Origin of the sequence: Streptomyces sp. NPDC017676 (genome assembly GCF_044329325.1) — a bacterium.
Lineage (GTDB): Bacteria > Actinomycetota > Actinomycetes > Streptomycetales > Streptomycetaceae > Streptomyces.
Genome location: NZ_JBIRJA010000013.1, coordinates 165,160 through 188,995, shown reverse-complemented (window position 1 = coordinate 188,995; position 23,836 = coordinate 165,160). Strand labels below are relative to the sequence as shown.

Here is a 23,836-nt window from a genome sequence, read left to right as displayed (position 1 = left end):
CGTTGACTCTCCTTGAGCTGCGTGACTGTCGAAGACATTCGATACGTACGGGAGACCCTCAGGCCGCGCGGCCGGCGCGGCATCGCCCATGTGCGAGGGCATGTGCCACGGGCGGGGTTCACTACAGCCTATCGAAGGAAGGTTCTGTGGCGACATAGGGCGCACAGGAGGCGCACGATGCGTGTCGTAAGCCCCCTGTGCCCCCTGTCAGGGAGGTCCCGGACCGCCCCGGACCCGGAGCGCCCGGAGTCGGCACCCGGGCTCGGGCGCCGGCGCTCGGGCCGGTGCGGTGCGGTGCGGTGCGGTGCGGCTGGAGCCTAGGCGCCGGTGCTCGGGCTCGGGCGCCGGCGCGCTGGGCCCGGGCGCCTGTGCAACTGGGGCTCAGGAGCCTCGGCGCCCGGGCTCAGCTGCCTTCGCGCTCGGCTCGCGCACCCGAGCCCGCGAGCCCCGGCCCCGGTCCGGGTTCCGGCTCCGGTCAGGGATCCGGCTCCCGGCGCTCAGGCCAGACCGACTCAGACCAGACCCACTCAGGCCAGACCGACTCAGGCCAGGCCGAGGCGCTCGGCCGCGGTGGCCGCGTCGACCGGGACGGTGACCGGCTGCGGGGCGCCGGCGACGGCCCAGTCGGGGTCCTTCAGGCCGTTGCCGGTGACGGTGCACACGATGCGCTGGCCCGGGTCCACCTTGCCCTGCTCGGCGGCCTTGAGCAGACCGGCCACGGAGGCGGCGGAGGCGGGCTCCACGAAGACGCCCTCCTGCGCGGCCAACAGGCGGTAGGCGCGCAGGATCTCACGGTCCGTCACCTCGTCGATGGCACCGCCGGACTCGTCCCGCGCGGCCAGCGCGTAACTCCACGACGCGGGGTTGCCGATGCGGATGGCGGTGGCGATGGTCGACGGGTCCTTGACGACCTCGCCCCGCACGATCGGGGCACTGCCGGACGCCTGGAAACCCCACATACGGGGGGTCCTGCCGGAGATGCCGTCGGCGGCGTACTCCTTGTAACCCTTCCAGTAGGCCGTGATGTTGCCCGCGTTGCCGACCGGCAGGACGTGGATGTCGGGCGCGTCGCCGAGCATGTCCACGATCTCGAAGGCAGCCGTCTTCTGGCCCTCGATACGCACCGGGTTGACCGAATTCACCAGCGCCACGGGGTAGTTCTCGCTCAGTGCGCGCGCCAGGGTGAGGCAGTCGTCGAAGTTGCCGTCGACCTGGAGGATCTTCGCGCCGTGCACGAGGGCCTGGCCCATCTTGCCGAGGGCGATCTTCCCCTGCGGCACGAGCACGGCGGAGACCATCCCGGCCCGCACGGCGTACGCGGCGGCGGAGGCGGACGTGTTGCCCGTGGAGGCGCAGATGACGGCCTTCGCCCCCTCCTCCTTCGCCTTGCTGATGGCCATGGTCATACCGCGGTCCTTGAAGGACCCGGTGGGGTTGGCCCCCTCCACCTTCAGGTGGACCTCACAGCCCGTGCGCTCGGAGAGCACCTGCGCGGGCACGAGGGGCGTGCCGCCCTCACGGAGCGTCACGACCGGCGTGGTGTCGGATACCGGCAGCCTGTCCCGGTACTCCTCGATGATTCCGCGCCACTGGTGGGTCATTGCTGGTTACTCTCCTTCAACCCGCATGATGCTGGCGACACCCCGCACGGTGTCGAGCTTGCGCAGTGCCTCGACGGTCCCGGAGAGGGAGGCGTCGGAGGCCCGGTGGGTGACGACGACGAGGGAGGCCTCGCCGTCCTTGCCCTGCTGCCGAACCGTGTCGATCGACACGCCGTGCTCGGCGAAGACGGTGGCGACCTGGGCGAGCACGCCCGGTTTGTCGGCCACGTCGAGGCTGATGTGGTACCGGGTGACGACGTCCCCCATCGGGGAGACGGTCAGGTCGGCGTACGCCGACTCGCCCGGCCCGGTGGCGCCGTTCAGCCGGTTGCGGCAGACGGCGACCAGGTCGCCGAGCACGGCCGAGGCGGTGGGCGAACCGCCGGCGCCCGGGCCGTAGAACATCAGCTGCCCAGCGGCGTCGCTCTCCACGAAGACGGCGTTGTACGCGCCGCGCACCGAGGCGAGCGGGTGGCTGAGCGGGATCATCGCGGGGTGCACGCGCGCGGTGACGGCCGTACCGTCCGCGGACCGCTCGCAGATGGCGAGCAGCTTGATCGTGCAGCCCATCTCCTTGGCGGAGCGGAAGTCGGCGGCGGTGACCTCGGTCATGCCCTCGCGGTAGACGTCGTCGAGGCGCACGCGCGTGTGGAAGGCGATCCCGGCGAGGATGGCGGCCTTGGCGGCGGCGTCGAAGCCCTCGACGTCGGCGGTCGGGTCGGCCTCGGCGTACCCCAGCGCGGTGGCCTCGTCCAGGGCCTCCTGGTACCCGGCGCCGGTCGAGTCCATCTTGTCGAGGATGAAGTTGGTGGTGCCGTTGACGATGCCGAGCACGCGGTTGACCTTGTCACCGGCGAGTGACTCGCGCAGCGGCCGGATCAGCGGGATGGCACCGGCGACGGCGGCCTCGTAGTAGAGGTCGCGGCCGTGCGCCTCCGCGGCGGCGTGCAGCGCGGTCCCGTCCTGGGCGAGCAGGGCCTTGTTGGCGGAGACGACGGAGGCGCCGTGCTCGAAGGCGGTGGTGATCAGGGACCGGGCGGGCTCGATCCCGCCGATGACCTCGACCACGACGTCGATGTCGCCGCGTTTGACGAGGGCGGTGGCGTCGGTGGTGACGAGGGAGGGGTCGATGCCCTCACGTACCTTGGCGGGCCGCCGTACGGCGACGCCCGCGAGCTCCACGGGCGCCCCGATCCTCGCGGCGAGGTCGTCGGCGTGCGTCGTCATGATGCGCGCCACCTCTGAGCCGACCACTCCACAGCCCAGCAGCGCCACCTTCAGCGGACGCGTACGCATCATCCGACCTCGTTTCCTCTTACCGTCTACGGTTGGACCAGTCTCACTCACCGGACGGGAGTTTCTACCCTTCGTCCGGATCGTGAGACATCTATTTCATTTGTACGGGACGGCGAGACCGCAGATCTTCCGGCCCCTCCCCCGGGGCGGCCGTCCGGGTCACCCGACGTCGAGACGCAGGAGGTCCTCCTCCGTCTCCCGGCGGACGATCACCCGCGCCTCGCCGTCCCGCACGGCGACGACGGGCGGCCGCAGCACGTGGTTGTAGTTGCTGGCCATGGACCGGCAGTACGCGCCCGTGGCCGGTACGGCGATCAGGTCGCCCGGCGCCAGGTCCGAGGGCAGGAACGCGTCCTTGACCACGATGTCCCCGCTCTCGCAGTGCTTGCCGACGACCCGGGCGAGCATCGGCTCGGCGTCGGACGCGCGGGACACGAGGGCGACGCTGTACTCGGCGTCGTACAGCGCGGTCCGGATGTTGTCCGACATGCCGCCGTCGACGGAGACGTACGTGCGCAGCCCGTCGAGCGGCTTGACGGTCCCGACCTCGTACAGCGTGAAGGCGGTCGGGCCGACGATGGCGCGCCCGGGCTCGACGGAGATCCGGGGCGTGCGCAGCCGGGCGGCCTCGCACTCCCGCGTGACGATCTCGGAGAGCGCCTTGGCGATCTCGTGCGGCTCCCGGGGATCGTCGTCACTGGTGTAGGCGATCCCGAGCCCGCCCCCCAGGTCGATCTCCGGCAGCTCGACCCCGTGCTCGTCCCGGATGTCCTTCAGCAGGCCGACGACACGATGGGCGGCGACCTCGAAGCCCGACATGTCGAAGATCTGCGACCCGATGTGGGAGTGGATCCCGATCAGCTCCAGCCCGTCGAGCTGGAGGGCCCGCCGTACGGCCTCGGCGGCCTGCCCCCCGGCGAGCGGGATCCCGAACTTCTGGTCCTCGTGGGCGGTGGCGATGAACTCGTGGGTGTGCGCCTCCACTCCCACGGTGATCCGGATCTGGACGCGCTGGCGGGTGCCCAGCTCCTGGGCGATGTGGGCGACCCGCACGATCTCCTGGAAGGAGTCGAGCACGATCCGCCCGACACCGGCCTCGACGGCCCGGGTGATCTCCGCGACGGACTTGTTGTTGCCGTGGAAGGCGATGCGCTCGGCGGGCATCCCGGCGGACAGCGCGGTGGCCAGCTCGCCACCGGAACAGACGTCCAGGTTGAGACCCTCCTCGTTCAGCCACCGCACGACGGCCCGGGAGAGGAACGCCTTCCCGGCGTAGAAGACGTCGGCGTCCGGTCCGAAAGCGGTACGCCAGGCACGCGCGCGGGACCGGAAGTCGGCCTCGTCGAGGACGTAGGCGGGGGTGCCGAACTCCTCGGCGAGCCGGCTGACCGGAATCCCGCCGACGGTGACCACGCCGTCGTCGCCGCGCGTGACGGTCTGGGCCCACACCTTCTGGTCCAGGACGTTGAGGTCGGCGGGCGGCGCGGAGTAGTGCCCCTCGGGCAGGACGTCGGCGTGGCGGGGCCCGGCGGGGTGGGCGGAACGGCTCATGACGTGACTCTCAGACTCTCTGTCTCTCTCCGGGGCGCATCTGCTCGCGCGCCTCAGAGGTGTTCGGGTGCGTCGATGCCGAGCAGGGCCAGGCCGCCGGCCAGCACCGTCCCGGCAGCTTCGGCGAGGGCCAGCCGGGCGCGGTGGGCGGCCGAGGGTTTCTCCTCGCCGACGGGAAGCACGCAAGGCAGCAGAGGCAGCACGGCATCGGCGACGGTGACGAGATGCCGGGCAAGCCGGTCCGGGGCACGACGGGTGGCGGCCACGGCGAGAATGCGGGGGTGGGCGGCCAGGGGGGCCAGGAGGGGGGTGGGGGTGGCGACGGTGGGGGTGCGTTCGGCGTCGCCGGCGGTGGTGGGGACCGCGAGGGAGTCGGTGCCGGGGTTCACGGGGGTGAGGGGGGCCGGGCCGGCGTTCTCCGGAGGAAGGAGGTCGGCGTTGGCCTTCGCGCGGGTGGCGAGGGGGCCGGCTTCGGCGTGCGCGGGGGATCCCAGAGCGGGGAGGCAGGTGTCGGCGTTCGCAGGAGCGGCGAAGGGGCCGGCATCGGCGTGCGCGAGGGCTCCCAGTGCGGGGAGGCAGGTGTCGGCGTTCGCAGGGGCGGCGAAGGCGTCGGCATCGGCATCGGCCTGCGTGAGGGCTCCCAGAAAGCTGCGCCCACCGGCGCTCGCGGAGATCCCGAAGGGGTCGCCGGCAGCCTCCGTGGAAGCCCCCGGACGGCGTCCGCCACCCCGCCCACGGATGCCGAGCGGCCCGGCACCGGGAGGCGCGCCGAGTCCGACCGGGCCGGGCTCGGCGCGGAAGCCGAGGCGGGCGGCGTTGCGGCTGAGGGCACGGATGCGGGCGTGGGCGTACCGCACGCGGAACAGCGGATTGCTCTCCCGCTGGATCAGGTGATCGGCGGTGATCCGGGGCCGGTCGTGCGGGGCGGGGTGGAGGAGGGCCCACCGGGCGGCGTCGGGCCCGAGCGGGGCGGGGTCCTCCGGCGCGGGCACGGGCCGCAGATTGACGGGCTCGCCGTGCTCGACGGTGGCGCGCCCGCCCTGGGTGGCCACGAGGCGTACGACGGCGTCGGCGACGACCTCGGCGCGCACCTCGTACGGCACGCGCAGCTCGACGACCTGCCCGGCGAGGGCGTCCCCGTAGCCGTACCGGGTGCCCTTCTCCCGGATCTCCCGGACCAGCCCGGCGACGGGATCGACCTGCTCGTCGAGGCAGATGTTGAGGAACCCGCGCCCGGTGACGACGACGTCCCGGACGCCCTCGGCCTCGGCGAGCCGGGCGCGCAGGATCTCGGCGACCCGCAGCCCCGGCAGCCCGGCCGGCCGCGCGAGCTGGAGCGCGATGGTGGTGGCGAAGTCCCCGCATCCCCCGGGCCCCGGCTCGGTCACCACGGCCCGCTCGGGCACGGTCACACTCAGCTCCCCGTCATCGACAGCACGACGCACCGCGTGCAACACGGTGCGGGAGAGCTCGACGGGGGTCACGGGACAAGCGTAGGGGAGGAGGGGGGTGGGTACGCGAGGCGGTTGTCTCTAGCCGACCGCCCCTGCCCGGTCGACCCGCAGCCGTTCGCCCTGCCGGGTTGCCCCCGCCCGGTCGGCCCGCAGCCGGTCGCCCCTGGCCGGTTGTCCTCCCTACCCCCCGGCCCGGCCTACCCTCCGAAGGACATCCCACCCGGCACACCGTCGGAGAGACCGCCGTCCCGCGAGCCGGGACCGTCGAGCACCGCGGAGGGGAGTTCGGGAGCGGGACCGGCTCCATGGGCAGGAGAGCCCCCATCACAATCGAACTCTCCCTCACCACCCCCGCCCTGTTCTCCGCCACCGGGACCTCCCTCACCGGGGCTTCCCTCACTGGGACCTCCCCCGCTGGGATCTCCCCCGGAGCCCCCAGACCTCCCGGGCCTCCCAGGCCCCCCAGATCCCACAAGGCCCCCAGGCCCCCCAGACCCGATCCGCCGCTGCATGAGCTGCTTCACGAGCCGTACCAGCTCGGCGGGCTCGAAGGGCTTGGCGAGGAAGGCGTCAACGCCGACATCGAGGCCGGTCTCGACCTCGTACTGCGAACACGCGCTGATGATGGCGAGGGGCAGATGGTGCGTACGGGGATCGGCCCGGAGGCGGGCGGCGGTGCGGAGCCCGTCGAGCCGGGGCATGACGACGTCGAGCGTCACGACGTCGGGCCGCACTTCGTGCACCACGTCCAGACACTCGGCACCATCGGCCGCGGTCACGACCTCTAGCCCTTCCAGTTCGAGGTTGACCCTGATCAGCTGCCGGATGACCTTGTTGTCGTCCACAACAAGCACCCGACCCGAAGCGCCTGGCACAAGTCGAGAGTAGGTCCGGACCGGCCACCGCGTCCGGGTTTTCCCCACTTCCACCCCGTACAGGGGACCCGCCGACCCCGACCCGGGGAAACGGGTTCCTGATCACCCCGCCGGACCTGCTAATGTTCTACCCGTCGCCGCAAGCGAAAGCCCAGCGCCCGACACGCCCCCGTAGCTCAGGGGATAGAGCAACGGCCTCCGGAGCCGTGTGCGCAGGTTCGAATCCTGCCGGGGGCACCTTGGATTAGGTGCCCAAAGACCCCGTCACCAGCGGAAACGCTGAGGCCGGGGTCTTCGCGTATGTGCAGGCGTGTGCGGCTCGGAGCGGCCGTATGCCGGGGTCTGTGGACGAGGCGTGGACGGGATCTTGGAGCATTGCCGCAGGTGAAGTCCAGGAAACGGCGAAGCCCGCACCGACACCAGGCGCCCCCGCCCGGCACGGAATCGTCACGCAGCAGGGGCGGCCGACGGCCAAACCAGGAGTGCTGCCGACACCTCACCGCGGCCACCAACTCAGGCCTGAGCCCACGCCTGACGATGACGAGCAACGCTATACACCTGCTCCACCTGGTCGGCCGTGAGAACGCCTGAGAGCGGAGCAAGTGCCGATACCTGGCGCTCCTGGTACACCCGGACGTCGAGCTGTGTGGCGACCACTTTCAACTCGGTGACGCCGACGAAGACGAGCACCGGCTCCACCGGTACCGGGAAGTCGCAATAGCGCTCAAGCACTCGGGCGACCCGCTTGGCCTCTGCCCGGCTCTTGCGTGCGTAGGGCGCCGGTTTCCCGTGATCGACTTTCACCGAATCGTCCCCGACCCATACGGCCCGCTTGTAGTGGTGCTTCGTATTGATGGTGAACACTCCACCAGGCCCGATCAGTAAGTGATCGATATCCACCTTGTTGGCCAAGGGGATGGAGTGCAGGACGCGCCAGCCGTGGCGCCCCAAGCGGTTGAGCTCGGCTCCCACTCGGCGCTCCCCCGCCAGTCCCTTTCGCCAGGGGTCCCATTCCGAGGGCCGCCGCAGAAGCCGTGAGACGACTCGCCCCATTAGCCCCGGGCCGGATTCATCGAGCAGATCACGTATGGACTTCCCGGGAGGGTTGATGGCCAGGTCGTCGGTCGGCGTCAAAGGCGGCAGCATCGGACGCACCTGAGCCTCCGGGGCCCTGTCTGGTGAGACAGGCTCGGTGAGGTTCTGTAAGTGCTTCGTGAGCACGGCGATCACGTCGTCGCGGCACTCAGCCCGCAAGACCGTGATGTCCCCCGTCATGACGTCCACCCAACCGACCGCGGTCCCATCAGGCAGGTTGGCGTACAGACGATCACGCCCGTACCGCTTCCAGCGCGTGACGTGCAGTTCCACAAGGCCCCCCTGTGCTCCCGCGTTGACGTTGCAGATATGCCAGCAGCAAGCGAGACGAGGCCACAAGACCGCAGGGTACGCAGCTCGACTCAACTCGCCCTTTCCGAACGACGCATCGGCGCAGGTAGGGTCAAAACGCGGGAGGCCCCAGGCAGCATGCCTGAGGCCTCAGCGGGGGTGCAGGTTGTCTCACTCGTACTCGCGGAGCAGGTCCTCGATGCGCCGGTTGGCGACGTCCTGCCGTCCGTCGAGGCACTTCGCGTACCGGGTCAGCAGGACCTCAACGCTATTGCCGGCGCGCTCGGCAACCTCGGTGGGATCCACCCCCGCATTGAGCCACGTCGACAGCGCCGAGTGCCGAAGATCGTACGGCCTACTCGCGAGCGGCGAGGCAGCGACAGCCGGCGGAAGCGCCAGGAGCCGAGCCTCTTGCCACACGCGGTAGTAGGTCGAGGACGGGACGACCGAACCCTTCTCACTGAAGAAGAGCCGCCCGTCCTCCGCCGTGCCGAACGTGGCCAGGTGCTCGCGCAACACGGCGACGAGCTGGGGCGGGATGGGCACACGCCGAACGTCCTCAGTCGGTCGATTCTTGAGCCCGCGGTCGTCGTGGGTCTCCCCCGAGTCCGTCCACTGCTTGCCGACCGAAGGGCGGGTCCGGTGGAGCAGCGCCGATCCCCAGCCGTGCTCAGGGAGGACAAGGTCAGTCTCGGCCAGGCCAACCGCCTCAGCGGGCCGGAGGCCACCGAAGTACATCGCCGCGAACAGCCCGACGAGACGCCGGCCGCGAGCACGCCGGTAGCCGCCCACGTAGGACACCGCCGCCAGGAGGTTGCGGGCCTGTTCCGGGTTGGCGACAACGCGCGGATCGACCTGGTTCGAGACCTTGGGCTTCTGCCAGCGAACCGCCGTGATCGGATTCTCTCGGAGCTCACCCAGGTCGACCGCGTAGTTCGCAGCGTTGACGAGGGTCCGCCGCTTCCGCCGCACGGTCTCGGCAGCTGCCGCGGTGCCGTCGAGCTTGAGCTTCAGCCCGTCGAGCACCGCGCGGGCCGTTGCTGGTTCAGCGAGGTCCGCGAGTGGCCGGGAAGCCTTCGCCACCCAATGCAGAACGTTCCGGACGTCGTCCGGGACTTCCCGGTCGTCGGGCCCTGGCAACACGAAGGCCCAGTTGCGTAAGGCTTTACGGATCTCCTCGTCGGACGGTCGCCCTGCGCGCTCCGCCAGCAGTTCCATGGTCACGCTGGTCAGAGATTCGTTGATGCCGTCTCGCGTATTGGGTGCAGCGTGCGGCCACTTCATTGCGAGATATCTGAGGGCGAAGTCGTACCAGGACAATGGCGACTTCTTCTCTTCCATTGAAGCCGGAAGACCAGTTTCCGTGTCGAACTCTTCGCCGCCCCGCATGGCACTCATAAGCTTCGCTCGGTAGTGATCAGCGAGCGCCTTGGTGCGGAACGAGTCAGAGAAGACGTTGCCCGCGACGGACCAACGGACGCCGTAAGAGGGCGTCTTGGTGTCCCGCTTGCGTACACCCCAGACCTTGACGTCGAGAGACTTCACGCCGCCTCCTCCAGCTGCCGTAGCCACGAGGTGAAATCACTGCGCCAGACCCGAAGCTCACCGTTGGGGAGCTTGAATGCGGCCGGCCCCTGTCCCAGCTCGCGCCAGCGGTAGAACGTCCGGCGAGAAACGCCGCCCAGTTCGTCCAAGAGTTGGCGAACGGTCATCAGCTCGTCGCGGCGGGCGTCCATGTCGGCTCTCCTTCCGTTCCAGGGGCGGGTTCGAGGGATGCAGTCAGCCAGGCTTCGGCGCGGGAGAGGCCGGTACCGGCGAAGATCCAGTGGGCGAGGACTAGCGTCGTTTCGCCGTCCTGCGGGACGGCCGGAGCCGTCTGCGCGCGGCGCCATTCGGCGCGGGCGTCGCGGAGGGCTCCGAGGGTGGTGGAGTAGCGGCGGGACTTGGTGGAGAAGTGGCCGCGGAAGCCGAGCATGTGGGCCCAGGCGCGGAGCCGGAGGTCTGCCAGCTCTGGGCGTGCGCCGAGGGTCCAGGCGGTGCGGATCATGCGTCGGGCGTGTTCGGTGATCCGGGCTTGGGCCAGTTCGGCGAGGAACTTGATCGGCCAGTCGAGGGTGCCGGTCGCGGTTTCGGCTCCCTTGGTGGCGTACTTGGCGATGTATGCCGCGACGGCTCGTTCGGTCAGCTCCTGGCCGTCGTCGAAGTCGGCGGAGCGGATAGGGCGGACGTCGAGCTGGCGGCCGAAGACGAACGCGTGCGACCGGCCGTCGATCTCCGGTCCGTCGACGCGTGCGGCAGCGGCAGCGGCGCGGATGGCGTCGGTCAGCAGCTCGGTGGTGGCCCAGGCCGGTGGAGGCGTGTCGCCGCCTTCCGGGCCGTCGAGGCGGATGACGGCGTGGAAGTGGACGGCGCCGCGCTTCTGGTACTCGGCGACCTTGGCGAACGAGATCCGGGCGTGATCGCGGAAGTCGCGTTGCGTGAGGCCGACGCGCTTGGCGACCTCACGGCGGAGGTAGATCGAGAAGCGCCGCCAGAGGGCTCCGGCGTGCGCGTTCCAGAGCACGGCCGCTTCGTAGTCGTAGGTGTCCGGGTCGAGGGGCGAGCCCAGGGCAGGATCCGCTTCCTCGTGCCGGATGCCGCAGCGGCAGTCACCTCCGCCGGAGGGGCGATTGTGGACCGGCCCGAAGCCAGGGGCGGTGAAGGTGGCGAAGACACGTGGGTGTGTGCCGACCTGTTCCGGTGTGCCCTTGCCGCCCCGGAGACCTGCGGTGATCAGGTGGAAGGTGTCGCGGCGGTAGGTCTCGGCGCAGGCGGCGCAGCGGGTGGCGCGGCGGTTGTTGCAGCGGACGAGGAGCTGGCCGGCGGGCAGGACGCTGGAGTCGAGGTGGTGCAGGAGGCTGCCGATCTCGCCGGTCGTGGTGTCGACCTGGTACTCGGTGCGGTGGCCGTCGAGGCGTACGGGGTTGGTGCAGCCGCCCAGGCCGGAGAGTTGGCGTGCCAGCTCGGGCATGGTGCCGAGTGAGGCCAGCATGGAGAGTTCCGCCAGGGGCGGCGGAGTCTGCCGGGTGATGATGGGACTTCCTTTCGGCTGTTTCGGCGGTCGGGAGGGACGGCCCCGGGGCGACGGGATGCTTGGCGGCTTGTTGTCGCCCCGGTGGCCGGTCAGCGCTTGTGCACGTTGCTGACGAGGGAGCGCAGAACCACGGCGGCGATGGCCACGGAGACGGCCGAGATGGCGACCGCGGCCAGGAGCGCGGTGAGCACGATGCCGACGACGACCACGGCGGCCACGGCTCCGGCGCCGATACCCACGTACGGGGCGACCGGACGGCCGGCGGAGGGAGCCGGAGCCTGGATCTGCTGAGACGTGACGGTCATGGTCGGCAGGGTCGGGACGTCGGGGAGCTCGGGGCGCAGCATGGGGGACCTCCTTGTCACTTGTGGGTGCCGTTGACGACGTCGACCCCGGAGCGGGTGCCGGACTCGATGGCGGGGGCGAGGAAGGTGTGGGAGAGCCAGAAACCGAACAGGGCGATCACGACGGCGACCCAGAGGCGGACACCGAGGAACTTGATCGCGGCCCACGCGATGACGCCCAGGACGAAGACGAGCGGGAGCGAGACGGTCACAGGGGTCTCCTCAGCGGACGGCGCAGCGGTGGGTACGGGCGGCCAGTTCGGCGGCGGCACGGCTGTCGTAGTCGGTCGAGAAGCCGCAGCGCGGAGCCGTACAGGCGGCGGTGTGCTTCTCGCGGCCCCGGCCGTCGTAGTACGTGCCGACCTGAACGGGGCCGATGCGGATCACGTTGCGGAAGCGGCGTTTGGCGGCCATCAGCGGGCCTCCTTGTTGTCGCTGGTGAAGTCGGTGACGTGCTCGGCGAGCCAGCGCAAGATCTCGTCGCCCTCGTAGCTATCGGCGGTGAGGATCACCGGCTCGGCGATCAGTACGGCTTCGGTGAGGCGGTTCTGGCGGGTCAGCTCGGCGGCGCGTTTCAGCACGCGGAGCGTGGACGGGCGCATGAAGGGTGGTTCCTCCGTGGTCATGTGAGCTGTGCGGCGATGGCTTCAGCGAGTGGCAGCGGGACGCCTAGCCGGGCGCGAAGGGTCGGGGTGTCGATGGCGGATCCGGTCCGCGAGCGGTGCTCATCGGCGACCTTGCGAGCCAGGGCGACGAGGGCGGGCGGGACAGGGGCCGTCGAGGTCGGAGCCGGTTCGGTTTCCTTGGCGGGCAGTGCAGGGACTGAGGCGGCCGTGTGGGGCGTGGTGGCTTCCTGAAGCGGCTCTTCGCCTGGTTCATTGGAGCCGTGGACGAGCAGGGTTCCGCCGAGGAAGGCGACGGCCGGCCACCCGGCGACGAGGATGCGGAGCCAAGCCGGTACGTCGCCCAGGTCGAGGAGCCCGGCCGTGGCGACGTTGGCACCGAGCGACGCGGTCAGTGCGACGACGAACCAGCACCAGGCCGCCGCTCTCGTTCCGCCGGAACGGAGCCGCCGCCAGGCAGCGACCAGGAGCAGGTCCACGCTGATCGGGTAGGCCCACGCCTTCCAACCGGCCTGTCCGGCAGCGGCAGCCAGGTCGTGGAGGTGGGCGAAGGACAGGGCACCGGCGATGACCGCTTGGACCAAGACAGCGTCCACACGCACGGCAGGGCGGGCCATCTCTCTCCCTTCTTCGGGCATGGCGGGGGTAGGGACGTGGCGCGGGACGGCCGCGCCGGCCGTGAGATGGGTTCGGTTACTCGGTGACCGGCTTGGCGGTGGCGACTGGCCCCGAGGGCCCTGCGGGCGCAGGCGGGACGTACGGCCGGAAGGGCTTGAGCGCTGCTACGTCGGGGGTGATGTGCGCAGTTCTCCGACAAGCGGCCGCAGCATCGGCCAGGGACAGGTACGGAGTGCGGATGCGGGACCAGCCGCCGGAGGTGTCACCGGCCACGGCCAGGCCGGGGCTTTGTGCAGCAATGGCGCAGGCGGTGAGGGCTGCCTCAGGGGCGATGTCGCCCAACGCCATCTTGGCGGACGCTTCGTCGTTGACTCGGTGGCAGACACGTCCGGTGAGCTGTGCGCGGAGCATGGTCGCGCCCTTGCCCAGTTCAGCACCGAAGCGCTGCCCGCACACCTCCAAGTAGATCCCGGCAGCTCGGCCGAGCTGGGCGAGGCGGATGAGCTGGGTGACCATCTCGTCCCGCCGTTCCTCCTCCTTCCGCGTGGCGACGAGGAAGAGTTCGGCCACCTCGTCGATGAACAGGACGATGGGAGCGGGGCGCTCGCTCTCGGGCAGGCCCCAGATGTCCGAGGTGATCAGCTCATCCGGCGTGCCGGGCGTGATGCCCTGTCGGATCTTGATCAGGTCGTAGCGGTCCTCCATTTCCTTCACGAGCACGGGCAGCAGCTCGGCCGCCTGCTCCGGATCGGTTGCCAGGGCGGAAAGCCGGGCGGCGAACGGCGACAGCTCGACCCCGCGCTTGCAGTCGATGCCGACCAGGACCACGGGCTGAGCCGCCAGCTCGGTGAGCAGGTTCCGCAGGTACATGGACTTGCCGGACAGCGTGGCGCCGAGGACGAGTTCGTGCGGTACGGCGCGGTAGTCGCGTAAGAACGCGGTCGCGTCCTCTCGCAGGGCCACCGGCACCCGCAGCAGCCCGCCATCGACCCGACGGGGCATGCGGACCTTCCGCAGGACGTCGAAGCCGACGAGCCGCAGTTCGACGACACCGGGCTTGATCTCCCGGACGTACACGGCGTGCACGCCCCGGGCGTGCCGGAGCCGTTCGGCCGAAGCCGCCACATCCGCCGGCTCCTGCCCCGGTGCTAGCCGCAGCCGAACTCGCAGGCCCGTTGAGGTGGGCCGGATAAGGCCCCGGCGGGGCGGCACGGGCCGGACCTCACGGCGAGTCGTCGCTTTGACGGCCAGCGCCCACCATCGGGACGGCTCGACAGTCAGGCCGCAGGCGTCCATGGTCGAGGAGTACGAGGCCAGCAGCCGGGCCACCGAGACCGGGAGGCCGACTGTGGACCAGTACGCGGCCGGATGGGCGTGCCGGGCGTAGGCCGCGCCGCCTATCGCAGCGAGCGACCCACTCACCTCGGCAACCGTCATCAGGTCCGTCACGCGGATCAGCCCGCCTGAGCCATCGGGAAGGCGCCCGGCGTCACCGCGGTGGCCCGGTAGGCGATGCCGTGCCGCTGCTGGCCGTTGAACACGCTTTCCCAGGGACGGGCGACGAGGCCCGGCAGCGAGACCGGAGCGCCGACGGTCAGACCGTCCGTCACCCCGCTTTCGGGCACGGTGACCTGGATCAGCGACGACTCGCCCTCGTCGATGTAAACGACGCCGATGGTCATCAGCGCCTCACCGGTCACGGCGTCCTTGGCGATCTCACCGATCTGTCGGTCGCGCACCTTGGGGGCCGGGGCTTCGGTCAGCAGGATCGTGGCGGCCGAAGCGTCAATGCGGATCACACGCACAGAAGATTTCTCCTTCGAAGTCAGTCAACCGTCACCTGACAAGTTGACTTAGCAAGTTCGAAGCCAGGGATGCCAAGTTGACTTGTCAAGTGGAAACGTGGCCTCGCGACTCCGGGCCTGGATCAGCTCAGGCGGTAGGTGTCTTCGAGCTCCTGCCGGTCGGCAGGCAGCAGCACGTCAGAGACCTGCAACGCCTGCCCCGCGGCATCACACGCGACTACCAGGACGCTGAGAACAGGAACGCCGTCGGGGATGCCGAGAAGGCCGGCTTCACCCGCTTCTGGCAGCCGTGCCGAGACCCGTTCCGTCACATGGTCGAAGCGGACCTTCTTCCGCGACTCCAGATGATCACGCAGGCTTCCACCCAGGGCCTCACTGCTCGCCAGCTCCGTGCCGTCGACCAGGGCCGCGGGAAAGTAGGACGAGACGAGCTCGACAGCTTCGCCTTCCTCTTCGACGAGGAACCGACGCATGAGCACCTTGGCGCGCTTCGGCAGACCGAGCACGGAAGCGACACGGGCGGGAACAGGCACTTCGCCGACCTCCACGAGACGACCGGGAGTCCGCGACTCGTCGCGCTCCAACGTCTCACGGCCCCTGCGGTCCTTCTGCTCCGCGGCGGCCGGCCGCCCACGCACGATCGTGCCGAAGCCCTGGCGAGACTCCAGCCAGCCATCCCGCTTCAACAGCTCCAGCGCCCGCACGACGGTCGGGCGGGACATCCCGAAGGACTGCACCAGCTGATTTTCGCTGGGAACGCGGGTGCCGGGCGGATACGTACCGTCCTCGATGCGCCGCTGGATGGTCTGCGCGAGGCGTACGTACTTCGGTGCCTCCACCTCATACGCCATGAACGCCGCCCATCGAGATTGGCCAAGTCAACTGGTCAACCAGACTAGCGGGGCATTGCCATGCAATGTAATAGGGGGCGCTCCGGTCAGAGCCAGGCATCGGCCATCACGAAGGACACGACCGTGCCGCCGAAGGCGCTGGGCCCTGAGTGCCACGAGTCGGCGATGGAATCGACCAGCAGCAGGCCGCGCCCGTGCGCTTCCTCGGCGTCCGGCCGGCGCAGCCGCACGTTCGCAGGAAAGCCCGGGTTGTGGACCTCCACCCGAAGCGAGGCCCCGTCACGGAACCACTCCACCCGGACGAGCCACGGCTCATCGGACCGGCCGTAGAGGATGGCGTTGGTCACCAGTTCCGAGATCATCAGCACACAGTCGTCGACCGAGCAGGCCGGGCTGTAGGGCGCGATGAACTTCTTGAACCAGCGTCGAGCCCGGGGCACCGATTCAGGGGTCGGGTGCAGCGTCATCGCCCCGAGCCGGGGCGACTCCGGAGACGGGTTGCGGTCGAGCAAGTAGGCCATCCGTGCTCACTCCTTGCCGGTGCCGTCACAGTCGAGGCACCGTCGCTTCGATGTGGCACGGGCACGGTCGTTGACGGTGGAGAGCGCCAGCGTGGTGCGCGAGCTGACGCGCTTCCATCCGCGCCCCCGGCAACCCCGGCAAACTAAGCGCGCGTCCTGTTGCGGCCGCTGACTCGTCACGCCCGTGCCCCCTTCCGTAAGTGGCCTTGGCCACTTACTGGATAGTGGCATTAGCCACTTGCGAGGTGCAAGCGGTTCGACGCAATCAGACGAACCGTCAGGTGAGTGGGTAGCCCTGTTCGAAGGCCCAACGGTGAGGCGGGTACGTCGCCTCGGCGAACTCCAGCGGTCGGTCCTGGAGGTCGAAGACCACGTGATGAACCACCAGCACGGCCGAACCTCCCTCCAGCTGGAGGTCAGCCGCCTCCTCATCGGTCGCCGAGCGAGCGCACATGCGGTCTTCCGCGTAGCTTCCTTGACGTCCCGTCATGTTCTCGACGTACATCAGGGTGCCTTCTTGAATCCGCTCCGGGTCCATGAGCTTGGGTGCCTTCTGACCGACATCCGGCGCGAACCAGGAGGTGGACAGGGTGATGGGCCCGTCTTGGTTGTTGGTGACACGCCGCCGATGCACGGCCCGCCGGTCCTTCGTCAGCCCCAGCGCCTCGGCGACGTGGTCCGGCGCCTCCATCCAGCCGGCCGACGTGATGACCGCGTACTCACCAGGGGTGTAGATCTTCCCCGTCTGGCGAGCGCGCCCGTACAACTCCCGCGCACGGCGATTGACTTCCAGGCTCCGGACGTAGGTACCCGATCCCTGCCGCTTCTCGACCAGGCCCTGATGACTCAGCGCCTCCAACGAGCGGGCAGCCGTCGGCCTGGATACCTTCCAATCCGCCGCAAGTTGACGTTCCGAGGGGACCTCGTCCCCCGGTCGCAAGTCTCCCCGAAGAATCTGATCACGGATGAAGTGCGCGATCTGAAGATACTTCGGCTGAGCCTCCTCGATCTGAGGCATGTGCCCTCCTCGCTCAAGTGGCTATGGCCTCTAGCCACTATAGGGTGAGTGGCCAGTATTCGAACCCGTACGCTGGGCAGCATGACGCGGTTGATCGTCGCAGCAGGAGGAGGTGGCGACGCAGTCGCCGCCGCAATGCTTCACGCCGCCCTGTACGGCGACGCGGACCAGGCGGTGATCCTCACGTACGCGTGGGACCGCCTGCTCATCGACCCGGTACCGGGCCCACGAGGAGCCCGCGACTTCACCGGCCTCCAGCCGATCACCGCGGCCGTCTCGGCAGTGCCGGCCGATGCCCGTCCGATCGCACCAGCCGGTTCCACATTGCCGAGGCTCGCCGCGGAACTTCCGCATACCTTCGCACTCCTCGACCCACACCGAGGGGCCGAAGGCGTAACGCGTCAGCTGGAAGAACTGGTCAGTCACTTCGAGCCGGAGTCCATCGACCTCCTGGACGTAGGCTGTGACATCCTCGCGCGGGGCGACGAGCCGACGCTGAAGAGCCCTCTCGCCGATGCCCTCACCCTGGCTGCCGCCTGTCAGGTGAACGCGTCGGTCCGCCTGCTGGTCGCCGGTCCCGGCCTGGACGGCGAACTCTCCCCGGACGACCTACGTCCGATGCTCGGTTCTGTCGTCCACACCCTCACCACGGACGACGTGCAGCGGATCAGCACGGTCCTGGAGTGGCACCCCTCCGAGGCAACCGCGATGCTCGCCGCAACGGCCCGAGGCGTCCGGGGCACCTGCGAGGTCCGCGATGCCGGCCTCCCTGTGGCTCTCACCGACGAGAGCCCGCGGGTCCACGAGGTCGACCTGGACGAAGCGGTGAGCCGCAACAGCCTGGCCCGGGCCATCATGACGACGGCCGCCTTGGACGAGGTCGAGGCGCACAGCCGTGAGATCTGCGGTTTCTCCGAGATCGACTACGAGCGCAACAAGGCCGCGTGGCTGAAGGACCAGTCACCGGTGAAGCTGGACGCCGAAGCCGTGTTGCCGCAGCTGGACCAGTTCGAGGCGGACGCACGCAGCCGCGGAGTCACGCACACGACGTTCCGCCGCATCACCGAGGCTTTGAATCTCAACGGCTCGCAGCGCAGCACCCTGCGCCAGCTGCTCATCGACAGCCGCCCGGAGCAGTACGACGCGCCCTTGTGGCGCATCACTAGGACTGCCTGAGTAACAACTTTCTCTACTGGTTCAAGGCGGCTCGCTCCGCTCACCGCGCGCGGCCCGGCCCCCGGCCGGGCCTGCGCTCCTGTCTACGCCCCGCTCCAGCCCGGCCGGCGCCCGAGCCGCGCTCACAGCAATGAGCCACCTAACGCCAGAGACGAGGCACGCCATGGCTGGGGCGGTCGGCTCCACGGCTTTACGGAGCCACTTTGGCGCGAGCCTCGAAGATCATGGCCCCAACGTCGTGCTTTACCGGGCAGGTCCACAGACCGCCCGACGCGCCGCAAGCTTACGGGGCCATGATCACTCGCGCCAAAGCAGCGCCACCCCAAAGCCGCTCCACCGACCTCCGATCTTCGTCGCACTGGCCTCGTATCCTTAGCCGACGACGAAGGATGACAATCTGATGGACGAGTAATAATCCCTCGTAATGGCCCCAAGTAACCGTGGAAACCCTGATGAGGAGGAATGTGAAGCAGGGCGCGCAGGACCCCGTGGGCACCACCGGAGGCGGAACCACCGAAACCCCGGCTCCGTGGCCGGGGCCCGGAGACAGTGCGGCATGGGTACCACCGCAGCCACGGTCCGCAGACGCAGGCCAGGAGGCAGCCACTCTGGAGGTTTGCAAGGCCCGCGGTGCGCACACGCGCGACGAGGGCCCCCTACCGGGGCTCCGTCCCGCTGTGCAGCGCTCCTCCGTACGCGGCCAGGTCCTCGACGCCCTGCGCAACGCGCTGATGACCGGGGATCTGCGCCCCGGCGAGGTCTACTCAGCGCCCGCGCTCGGCGAGCGGTTCGAGGTATCAGCGACTCCGGTGCGGGAGGCGATGCAGCAGCTGACGCTGGAGGGCGCCGTCGAGGTCGTGCCCAATCGTGGTTTCCGGGTGGTCGAGCGCGACGCCCGCGAGCTGGCTGAGTTGGCCGAGGTGCGGGCTTTGATCGAGGTGCCGGTGATCCTGCGGCTGGCACGTACGGTGTCCTCCGAGCGCTGGGCGCAGCTGCGGCCACTGGCCGATGCCACCGTGCGCGCCGCATTTTCGGGCTGCCGGCCGACGTACGCCGAGGCCGACCGTGCCTTCCACCGAGGAGTGCTTTCCCTGTGCGGCAACGAACAGCTCGTCCAGGTCGCCGAGGGCCTGCACCGTCGCGTCCAGTGGACACTGATCGGTGGCTCCGGGCACACCGCACGGGCCGGCTTGATGGCCGACGCGGTGCAGCACAGGTCGCTGCTGGACGCGCTGATCAAAGGGGAGGCGCATACCGTGCAGCTACTGATACGTGAACACTTCCCGGGCGCTGCATGACGAGAAAAGCACCCATCGATGAGACAAAACGTAGCGACCATCGGCCGCTGATATGCGGCTGGACACAACGAAGCTCCCGGCCCAAGTGGAGCTGGCGCTAGCGGCTTGTAAGGGCGATCACTCGTCTCCGCGCGGGCCATCTGTGGGAGGCGATCTCCTGCCACTCATCGACCCACTGAGCGTTACGCTGCTGCCAGCCCGCTCGGCGACCTCAGTCGGGCACGTCGAACGCCCGAGTGTCGGAGGCCGTGAGGCCGAGCAGCGATGCGACCGCGGCCGGCTGGCCCCTGAACATGCCCGATCCCAGACCGGGCAGACCACGGCCAAACCCTCTCCGCTAACCTCGAACCTTCATGAGGTTCAATGCTGGCGAGGCTTCCACTTCCGCTACACCCTCAACGGCGCTTTGCAAATTCTGCCGTACGTCATCATCCGTAGATTGTTCAAGCGCTTCCACCAGTACGTAGCGGGCCACCTCGCGCGCGAATTCATCGAGCTTCACTCCGCGCGCAGAACTGGAATTTTTATCGACTTGGAACGATAGAACGTCCTCGTAGATTACAGCGCCGAATCTGTTAGTGAATTTCCTTTCTTGCCAGCGCACAAAACGCAGGTTAGGAATCCCCTCGGCCAGAGAAGCCACGATTTCAGAGTTCGAGAAAGCAACCCCACGAACCTTGGATTCCCGACCCACGACCAGGACAACATTCCCCGCCTCGGAAACCAGCCGTTCCATCTCGCAGAGCGCTTGCATCATGTCGACGCAGTACTGGATCACTGTCAAAAATCGGTTCTGGCGATTCTTGCGGTTGGATCCGATTTCCGTTCTAGCAGCAGGAAGGACGTTCCAGCCGATCTTCTCCACCGCAGGACGGTAGTTTTGGTGGTAGTTGAATACATTGATGTAGGGCGGAGATGTGACCACTAGGCCTGCGCACCTATCATCAAGGGGCACATTACGAGCGTCACCAGCAATCACCCGGGAAGAAACAGGGTCGGATGGGAAGTCAGCGATCAGGTCACGTACCTGATTCCAAGACTTCTGCACTTTCTTTCCATCCGTCTCCTTCTTGTCTCCCATACTCAGTAGCAAGGTAGTAGCGAAGACGCGCTCTAGATTCTGATTGACAGCGCCGCGATGCCCATCTAGCAGGTATGCGATGACATCTTCGATTTCTTCCGAGTCGCCGAAAAGCGTGTCTTGCCCCGCAGTCGAGACCCGCTCCATATAGGAGGTGGCTTCATCGACGATCTGTAGCCGCTGCTCACGAGGCAGCGAGGCAAGCTCTAGGATCCCAGATAGCTCCAACGCCGCAGGATTGATTTCGACACCAGCCGACGGAATACCTCTCCGAATGCATTCCAGGACAGTTGTACCACTACCCAGGAAGGGATCAACGACAATCCCGGAGCCAGGATAGTAGACGTCGAGAAGCTTGCTCACTAGGCCCGGAGTGAATTGGCCGCGCCACGGGAGCGCACTACGCCGTTCCCGCAAGAGCACGTCCAGATCGGCCTGTCCGATGAAGCTGCGGTCAAATTCGCGCTTTCGGATCGAACTGAAAATCTCCTCGACGTCCATACCCCTGCTTCCTAGAAATATCCCTTGGCGACAACGTCTTCCTCGTTCGGGTCTTTAGCCTCGAACAGCGACCTCAGATGATCGACGAATCGTTGGACGACATCATACCTGATCGGATTGCCCTCGATGAAATCGAGATATTCCGACCTTAGCTTCTTCCTTTTTGCTGCAGCCGAGTACTCTTTCCTCTTATGGGAGCCCAACCTCTTCCCGCGCAGAATCAACACCTCGTCAATGTCTGTACCAGCAGTACTGATGGGCGTCATATCGAGGTATTCGCAGATCAAGTAGTAACGGGCTGCCGGAACAGCAACCTTGAGGTCATGGGACGTGGCACTTGCCTCCTGGAACATTGTTTTATCCAGGTTAGTTTTGCATTCGGCAGCCACATAAGCCAGCCACAGATCCATACTGGATGAAGCTCCAGCAGGAAAGTCCGGCTTGAATGAAGCCTTCAAGTAAGCGCGCCTGCTCAGTGTGAAATCCTGATCCTTCCTCCTGACCTGCATGGAAATGCCACTGGTTGGCGCCGTAAGGGAGCTTGAAAAGTAGGCGGCAGCAAAAGCTCCGGCCGGCCCAGCGTACAAATCCTGCTCGGCCAGGGCGGGAATCACACGCGGATCAATCAGCCACGGCAAGAACTCCTCAATTATGGAGTTATCAATCTTCAGTTGCCCACGCTGCCTAAATAGGAAGTCCTTCTCGCTATCCCAGATTAGATCGAGTTCCACACACTTCTTGTAGTCATTAGTCAAATCAACCAGTTGACGCACAAGCTCATTGCCCGTTGCGTCAATCTTCGTCATGTCATCGACCCATGACTCATATCGCTCTATTGATTCTTCGACTGAAAACCTGTCTTCCTCGGGAAGCTTCGAGTTCTTCAGTAGTTCAACGAGCTTTGATTTGTGAGGCGTTGGGCGTTCTCTCGCAGGTGCCTCGGCGCTAGCGGCAGCCAGCGGCTCCGTCACTGCGGGCTTCGATGGCACCGCCCCAGATGGTTCAATGGACGCGAAAAGGGTCTCATCACTGCTCATGCAGGGAGCCTAGCGGCAGCTGCGCGAAGTCTGCGGTCCTTCCCTACAGTTGCCTAGCCGCCAGCTCGGCAGCTCGGCGTCACCCAGTCGGCTTGCTCTAGGCGTGCTGGCGCCTCGCTGCCCTGCACCAGACCAGGCTTCAGCTTGCACACTGGGCGACGTCTTGACGGCGTTGATGCCCGTGATCACGTTCCGTGTAGTGGACAGTCTGTGGACTGGACTGGTCCCCGTAGCCAGCCGTGTGCCCCTCACCTCCGGTTTTGGACGTTCGATACACGCCCTCCGGAGCCGTGTGCGCAGGTTCGAATCCTGCCGGGGGCACCCGTTATGAGGTGCCCAAAGACCCCGTCACCAGCGGAAACGCTGAGGCCGGGGTCTTCGCGTATGTGCAGGCGTATGCGGCCCGGAGCGGGCGTATGTCGAGGTCTGTGGATGAGGCGTGGATAGGATCTTGAAGCATCACCACAGGTGAGGGCCCGCGCCAACACCGGGTACCCCACCAGAACGGTCCGGCGCATCGACCTGACGGGCCACTACCTGCGCACTCCGAGCGACGAGCGATGCGACGGTGGTCGACAGCCTTCGAGGACACTCCGGCCGGCCTCGCCGCCATCGGCTCCGCCGCACTCAGAGCGCGTAACTCGGGAATTCCTCGACAGCCCACCGGCGAAAGTGGAGGATGTACAGCCCACAGCCCTCCATTCCTGCGGATAACCTCGACCGCTCGGCGAACCTTTTCCTGATTGCGCGACGGAACGTAAAGAACACACCCACCCCGCCGCAAAGCGCCACTATGGAGTTCCAACGCCTTTCCCTCGTACGCGCCCCGATGCAAGAAGCGAGTAAAGCGCGCCGGGAGGCTGTGCCGAGAGCCACTGGCGTCCAGGAGACGTGCTCCCTCCGGCCCGCACAGGAGGTGCACCCACGCCAGGTCAAACCCTGCGGCCTCCAGGTCCCGGCAGGCGGCATCTGCCTGTTCCAGGTCGTGGAACACAGCAACGACGCGCTGCATCGGGTAGAGATAGAACCGCTCCTCGTTCTTGCGCGGTTGCCCCATGTGGCAGACCTCCGTTTCCGCACAATCGGCCGTTGGTGGCTGCCGTTATATTCGGATCGCTTATCGCCGACTTGAACTGAATATCACCTTGGTTCGGCCATGCAGTACGCTCAACCGGACGAAGCGGGGCCGCGGTGTCGTCAGGGAGCCGTGCCCATCGACTGCGCGGGCCGATGGAACTGTGCCCCGGGCTCGCGGTGATGCGGCCCGGATGAGGCTCCGAGGTCCGTGGCCCCCTCGCACAGTTCGGGAGGAGCGGCACATCGGACTGCGCCTGGACGTCCCCACCCACGCGAATCGCTCGGCTGGGAAGACCCAGCCGAGCGCCTGTCTGAACTGTTTGCAACCCGCTCAACGCACCGTGTGCTGTGACGCTCCCTCGCATGTGTCCGATTCGCGCTCCACCTACCTGCTCCGGCCAACCGCACTCTGAGCCATGGAGCAGCGTCACGACCGTAGGGGGAGGTATGGCGAAGCGTCGAAGGCCGCAGCCCAGGGACGGCCGCGGCCGATTCACCAGGACCGGGATGCCGGTCTGGCTGGGCGTCGTGGTGGTGGTCGTCCTGCTGTACGCCTACGCCCGCTAGCATCGCCGGGGCGCAGACGGACCAAGAGCCGAGGTGCTCCCGGAGCAACCGCACCGGCGGAGGCGGAATCGGTACGACCCTCG

22 protein-coding genes, 2 tRNA genes and 1 pseudogene are annotated in these 23,836 nt (G+C 67.9%); 4 read left to right on the top strand and 21 right to left on the bottom strand.

Annotated elements, in window-relative coordinates; genetic code table 11:
* Window positions 1-542: 542 nt before the first annotated feature.
* The 5 genes and pseudogenes from thrC to ACH4LD_RS27770 form a co-directional block, all read right to left on the bottom strand.
* Complete coding sequence (gene thrC, locus ACH4LD_RS27790; RefSeq protein WP_103812593.1) at window positions 543-1,601, bottom strand: threonine synthase; 1,059 nt, start codon at window positions 1,599-1,601, stop codon at window positions 543-545.
* Window positions 1,602-1,607: 6 nt separating this feature from the next.
* Complete coding sequence (locus ACH4LD_RS27785) at window positions 1,608-2,897, bottom strand: homoserine dehydrogenase (RefSeq protein WP_103812673.1); 1,290 nt, start codon at window positions 2,895-2,897, stop codon at window positions 1,608-1,610.
* A 159-nt stretch (window positions 2,898-3,056) separates the two neighbouring features.
* A complete protein-coding gene (gene lysA / locus ACH4LD_RS27780; RefSeq protein ID WP_132788651.1) occupies window positions 3,057-4,448 on the bottom strand; it encodes a diaminopimelate decarboxylase in 1,392 nt (463 codons plus the stop codon).
* A gap of 53 nt (window positions 4,449-4,501) precedes the next feature.
* Window positions 4,502-5,932: an ArgS-related anticodon-binding protein NrtL gene (gene nrtL, locus ACH4LD_RS27775; RefSeq protein WP_398056047.1), complete on the bottom strand. Its 1,431-nt coding sequence runs from the start codon at window positions 5,930-5,932 to the stop codon at window positions 4,502-4,504.
* A gap of 374 nt (window positions 5,933-6,306) precedes the next feature.
* Window positions 6,307-6,777 (bottom strand): annotated as a pseudogene (locus tag ACH4LD_RS27770) (response regulator); the annotation flags it as partial.
* A 165-nt stretch (window positions 6,778-6,942) separates the two neighbouring features.
* On the opposite strand from ACH4LD_RS27770, the gene ACH4LD_RS27765 reads away from it, so the two are divergent.
* Window positions 6,943-7,014, top strand: a tRNA-Arg gene (locus tag ACH4LD_RS27765).
* 276 nt (window positions 7,015-7,290) lie between these two features.
* Here ACH4LD_RS27765 and ACH4LD_RS27760 read toward each other — a convergent pair.
* The 14 genes from ACH4LD_RS27760 to ACH4LD_RS27695 all read right to left on the bottom strand — a co-directional run bounded on the left by ACH4LD_RS27760 (window position 7,291) and on the right by ACH4LD_RS27695 (window position 17,016).
* On the bottom strand, window positions 7,291-8,145 hold the full coding sequence (locus ACH4LD_RS27760; RefSeq protein ID WP_398056049.1) for a nuclease-related domain-containing protein: 855 nt from the start codon (window positions 8,143-8,145) through the stop codon (window positions 7,291-7,293).
* A gap of 189 nt (window positions 8,146-8,334) precedes the next feature.
* A complete protein-coding gene (locus ACH4LD_RS27755) occupies window positions 8,335-9,708 on the bottom strand; it encodes a tyrosine-type recombinase/integrase (RefSeq protein ID WP_398056051.1) in 1,374 nt (457 codons plus the stop codon).
* The gene (locus ACH4LD_RS27750; RefSeq protein ID WP_398056052.1) at window positions 9,705-9,899 is read right to left on the bottom strand and encodes a helix-turn-helix transcriptional regulator; all 195 of its coding nucleotides are present in this window, start codon (window positions 9,897-9,899) and stop codon (window positions 9,705-9,707) included. The genes ACH4LD_RS27755 and ACH4LD_RS27750 overlap by 4 nt, the downstream gene beginning before the upstream one ends.
* A complete protein-coding gene (locus ACH4LD_RS27745; RefSeq protein WP_398056053.1) occupies window positions 9,875-11,194 on the bottom strand; it encodes a replication initiator in 1,320 nt (439 codons plus the stop codon). Before ACH4LD_RS27745 ends, ACH4LD_RS27750 begins: the two co-directional genes overlap by 25 nt.
* A 131-nt stretch (window positions 11,195-11,325) precedes the next feature.
* Window positions 11,326-11,583, bottom strand: a complete 258-nt coding sequence (locus ACH4LD_RS27740; RefSeq protein ID WP_398056055.1) for a SpdD protein — start codon at window positions 11,581-11,583, stop codon at window positions 11,326-11,328.
* A gap of 14 nt (window positions 11,584-11,597) precedes the next feature.
* Window positions 11,598-11,792: a hypothetical protein gene (locus ACH4LD_RS27735; protein WP_053708303.1), complete on the bottom strand. Its 195-nt coding sequence runs from the start codon at window positions 11,790-11,792 to the stop codon at window positions 11,598-11,600.
* Between the two features lie 10 nt (window positions 11,793-11,802).
* On the bottom strand, window positions 11,803-11,994 hold the full coding sequence (locus tag ACH4LD_RS27730) for a mobile element transfer protein (protein WP_398056057.1): 192 nt from the start codon (window positions 11,992-11,994) through the stop codon (window positions 11,803-11,805).
* On the bottom strand, window positions 11,994-12,182 hold the full coding sequence (locus ACH4LD_RS27725) for a hypothetical protein (protein WP_398056058.1): 189 nt from the start codon (window positions 12,180-12,182) through the stop codon (window positions 11,994-11,996). Before ACH4LD_RS27725 ends, ACH4LD_RS27730 begins: the two co-directional genes overlap by 1 nt.
* 20 nt (window positions 12,183-12,202) lie before the next feature.
* Window positions 12,203-12,820: a DUF2637 domain-containing protein gene (locus ACH4LD_RS27720; RefSeq protein WP_398056059.1), complete on the bottom strand. Its 618-nt coding sequence runs from the start codon at window positions 12,818-12,820 to the stop codon at window positions 12,203-12,205.
* A gap of 76 nt (window positions 12,821-12,896) precedes the next feature.
* The gene (locus tag ACH4LD_RS27715) at window positions 12,897-14,270 is read right to left on the bottom strand and encodes an FtsK/SpoIIIE domain-containing protein (protein ID WP_398056061.1); all 1,374 of its coding nucleotides are present in this window, start codon (window positions 14,268-14,270) and stop codon (window positions 12,897-12,899) included.
* Window positions 14,271-14,275: 5 nt separating this feature from the next.
* Window positions 14,276-14,626 (bottom strand): hypothetical protein, encoded by a 351-nt coding sequence (locus tag ACH4LD_RS27710; RefSeq protein WP_398056063.1) that lies wholly within the window; start codon window positions 14,624-14,626, stop codon window positions 14,276-14,278.
* Window positions 14,627-14,748: 122 nt separating this feature from the next.
* Window positions 14,749-15,477 carry a GntR family transcriptional regulator gene (locus ACH4LD_RS27705; protein ID WP_398056064.1) on the bottom strand — a complete coding sequence of 243 codons (729 nt, stop codon included), beginning with the start codon at window positions 15,475-15,477 and terminating at the stop codon, window positions 14,749-14,751.
* An 86-nt stretch (window positions 15,478-15,563) separates the two neighbouring features.
* On the bottom strand, window positions 15,564-15,998 hold the full coding sequence (locus ACH4LD_RS27700; RefSeq protein ID WP_398056065.1) for an ATP-binding protein: 435 nt from the start codon (window positions 15,996-15,998) through the stop codon (window positions 15,564-15,566).
* Between the two features lie 277 nt (window positions 15,999-16,275).
* Window positions 16,276-17,016, bottom strand: coding sequence for a GntR family transcriptional regulator (locus tag ACH4LD_RS27695; protein ID WP_358688556.1), 741 nt, complete (start codon window positions 17,014-17,016; stop codon window positions 16,276-16,278).
* 135 nt (window positions 17,017-17,151) lie between these two features.
* Here ACH4LD_RS27695 and ACH4LD_RS27690 point away from each other — a divergent pair, with 135 nt between their 5' ends.
* Window positions 17,152-18,192, top strand: a complete 1,041-nt coding sequence (locus tag ACH4LD_RS27690) for a DUF1152 domain-containing protein (protein ID WP_398056184.1) — start codon at window positions 17,152-17,154, stop codon at window positions 18,190-18,192.
* A gap of 464 nt (window positions 18,193-18,656) precedes the next feature.
* On the top strand, window positions 18,657-19,490 hold the full coding sequence (locus ACH4LD_RS27685; RefSeq protein ID WP_398056066.1) for a GntR family transcriptional regulator: 834 nt from the start codon (window positions 18,657-18,659) through the stop codon (window positions 19,488-19,490).
* 337 nt (window positions 19,491-19,827) lie between these two features.
* Here ACH4LD_RS27685 and ACH4LD_RS27680 read toward each other — a convergent pair whose 3' ends face one another.
* Together ACH4LD_RS27680 and ACH4LD_RS27675 are read right to left on the bottom strand one after the other, a co-directional pair.
* Window positions 19,828-21,072, bottom strand: coding sequence for a DNA methyltransferase (locus ACH4LD_RS27680; protein WP_398056067.1), 1,245 nt, complete (start codon window positions 21,070-21,072; stop codon window positions 19,828-19,830).
* A gap of 11 nt (window positions 21,073-21,083) precedes the next feature.
* Window positions 21,084-22,109, bottom strand: a complete 1,026-nt coding sequence (locus ACH4LD_RS27675; RefSeq protein WP_398056068.1) for a Bpu10I family restriction endonuclease — start codon at window positions 22,107-22,109, stop codon at window positions 21,084-21,086.
* A gap of 223 nt (window positions 22,110-22,332) precedes the next feature.
* Here ACH4LD_RS27675 and ACH4LD_RS27670 point away from each other — a divergent pair.
* A tRNA-OTHER gene (locus ACH4LD_RS27670) sits at window positions 22,333-22,430 on the top strand.
* Window positions 22,431-23,836: the final 1,406 nt, after the last annotated feature.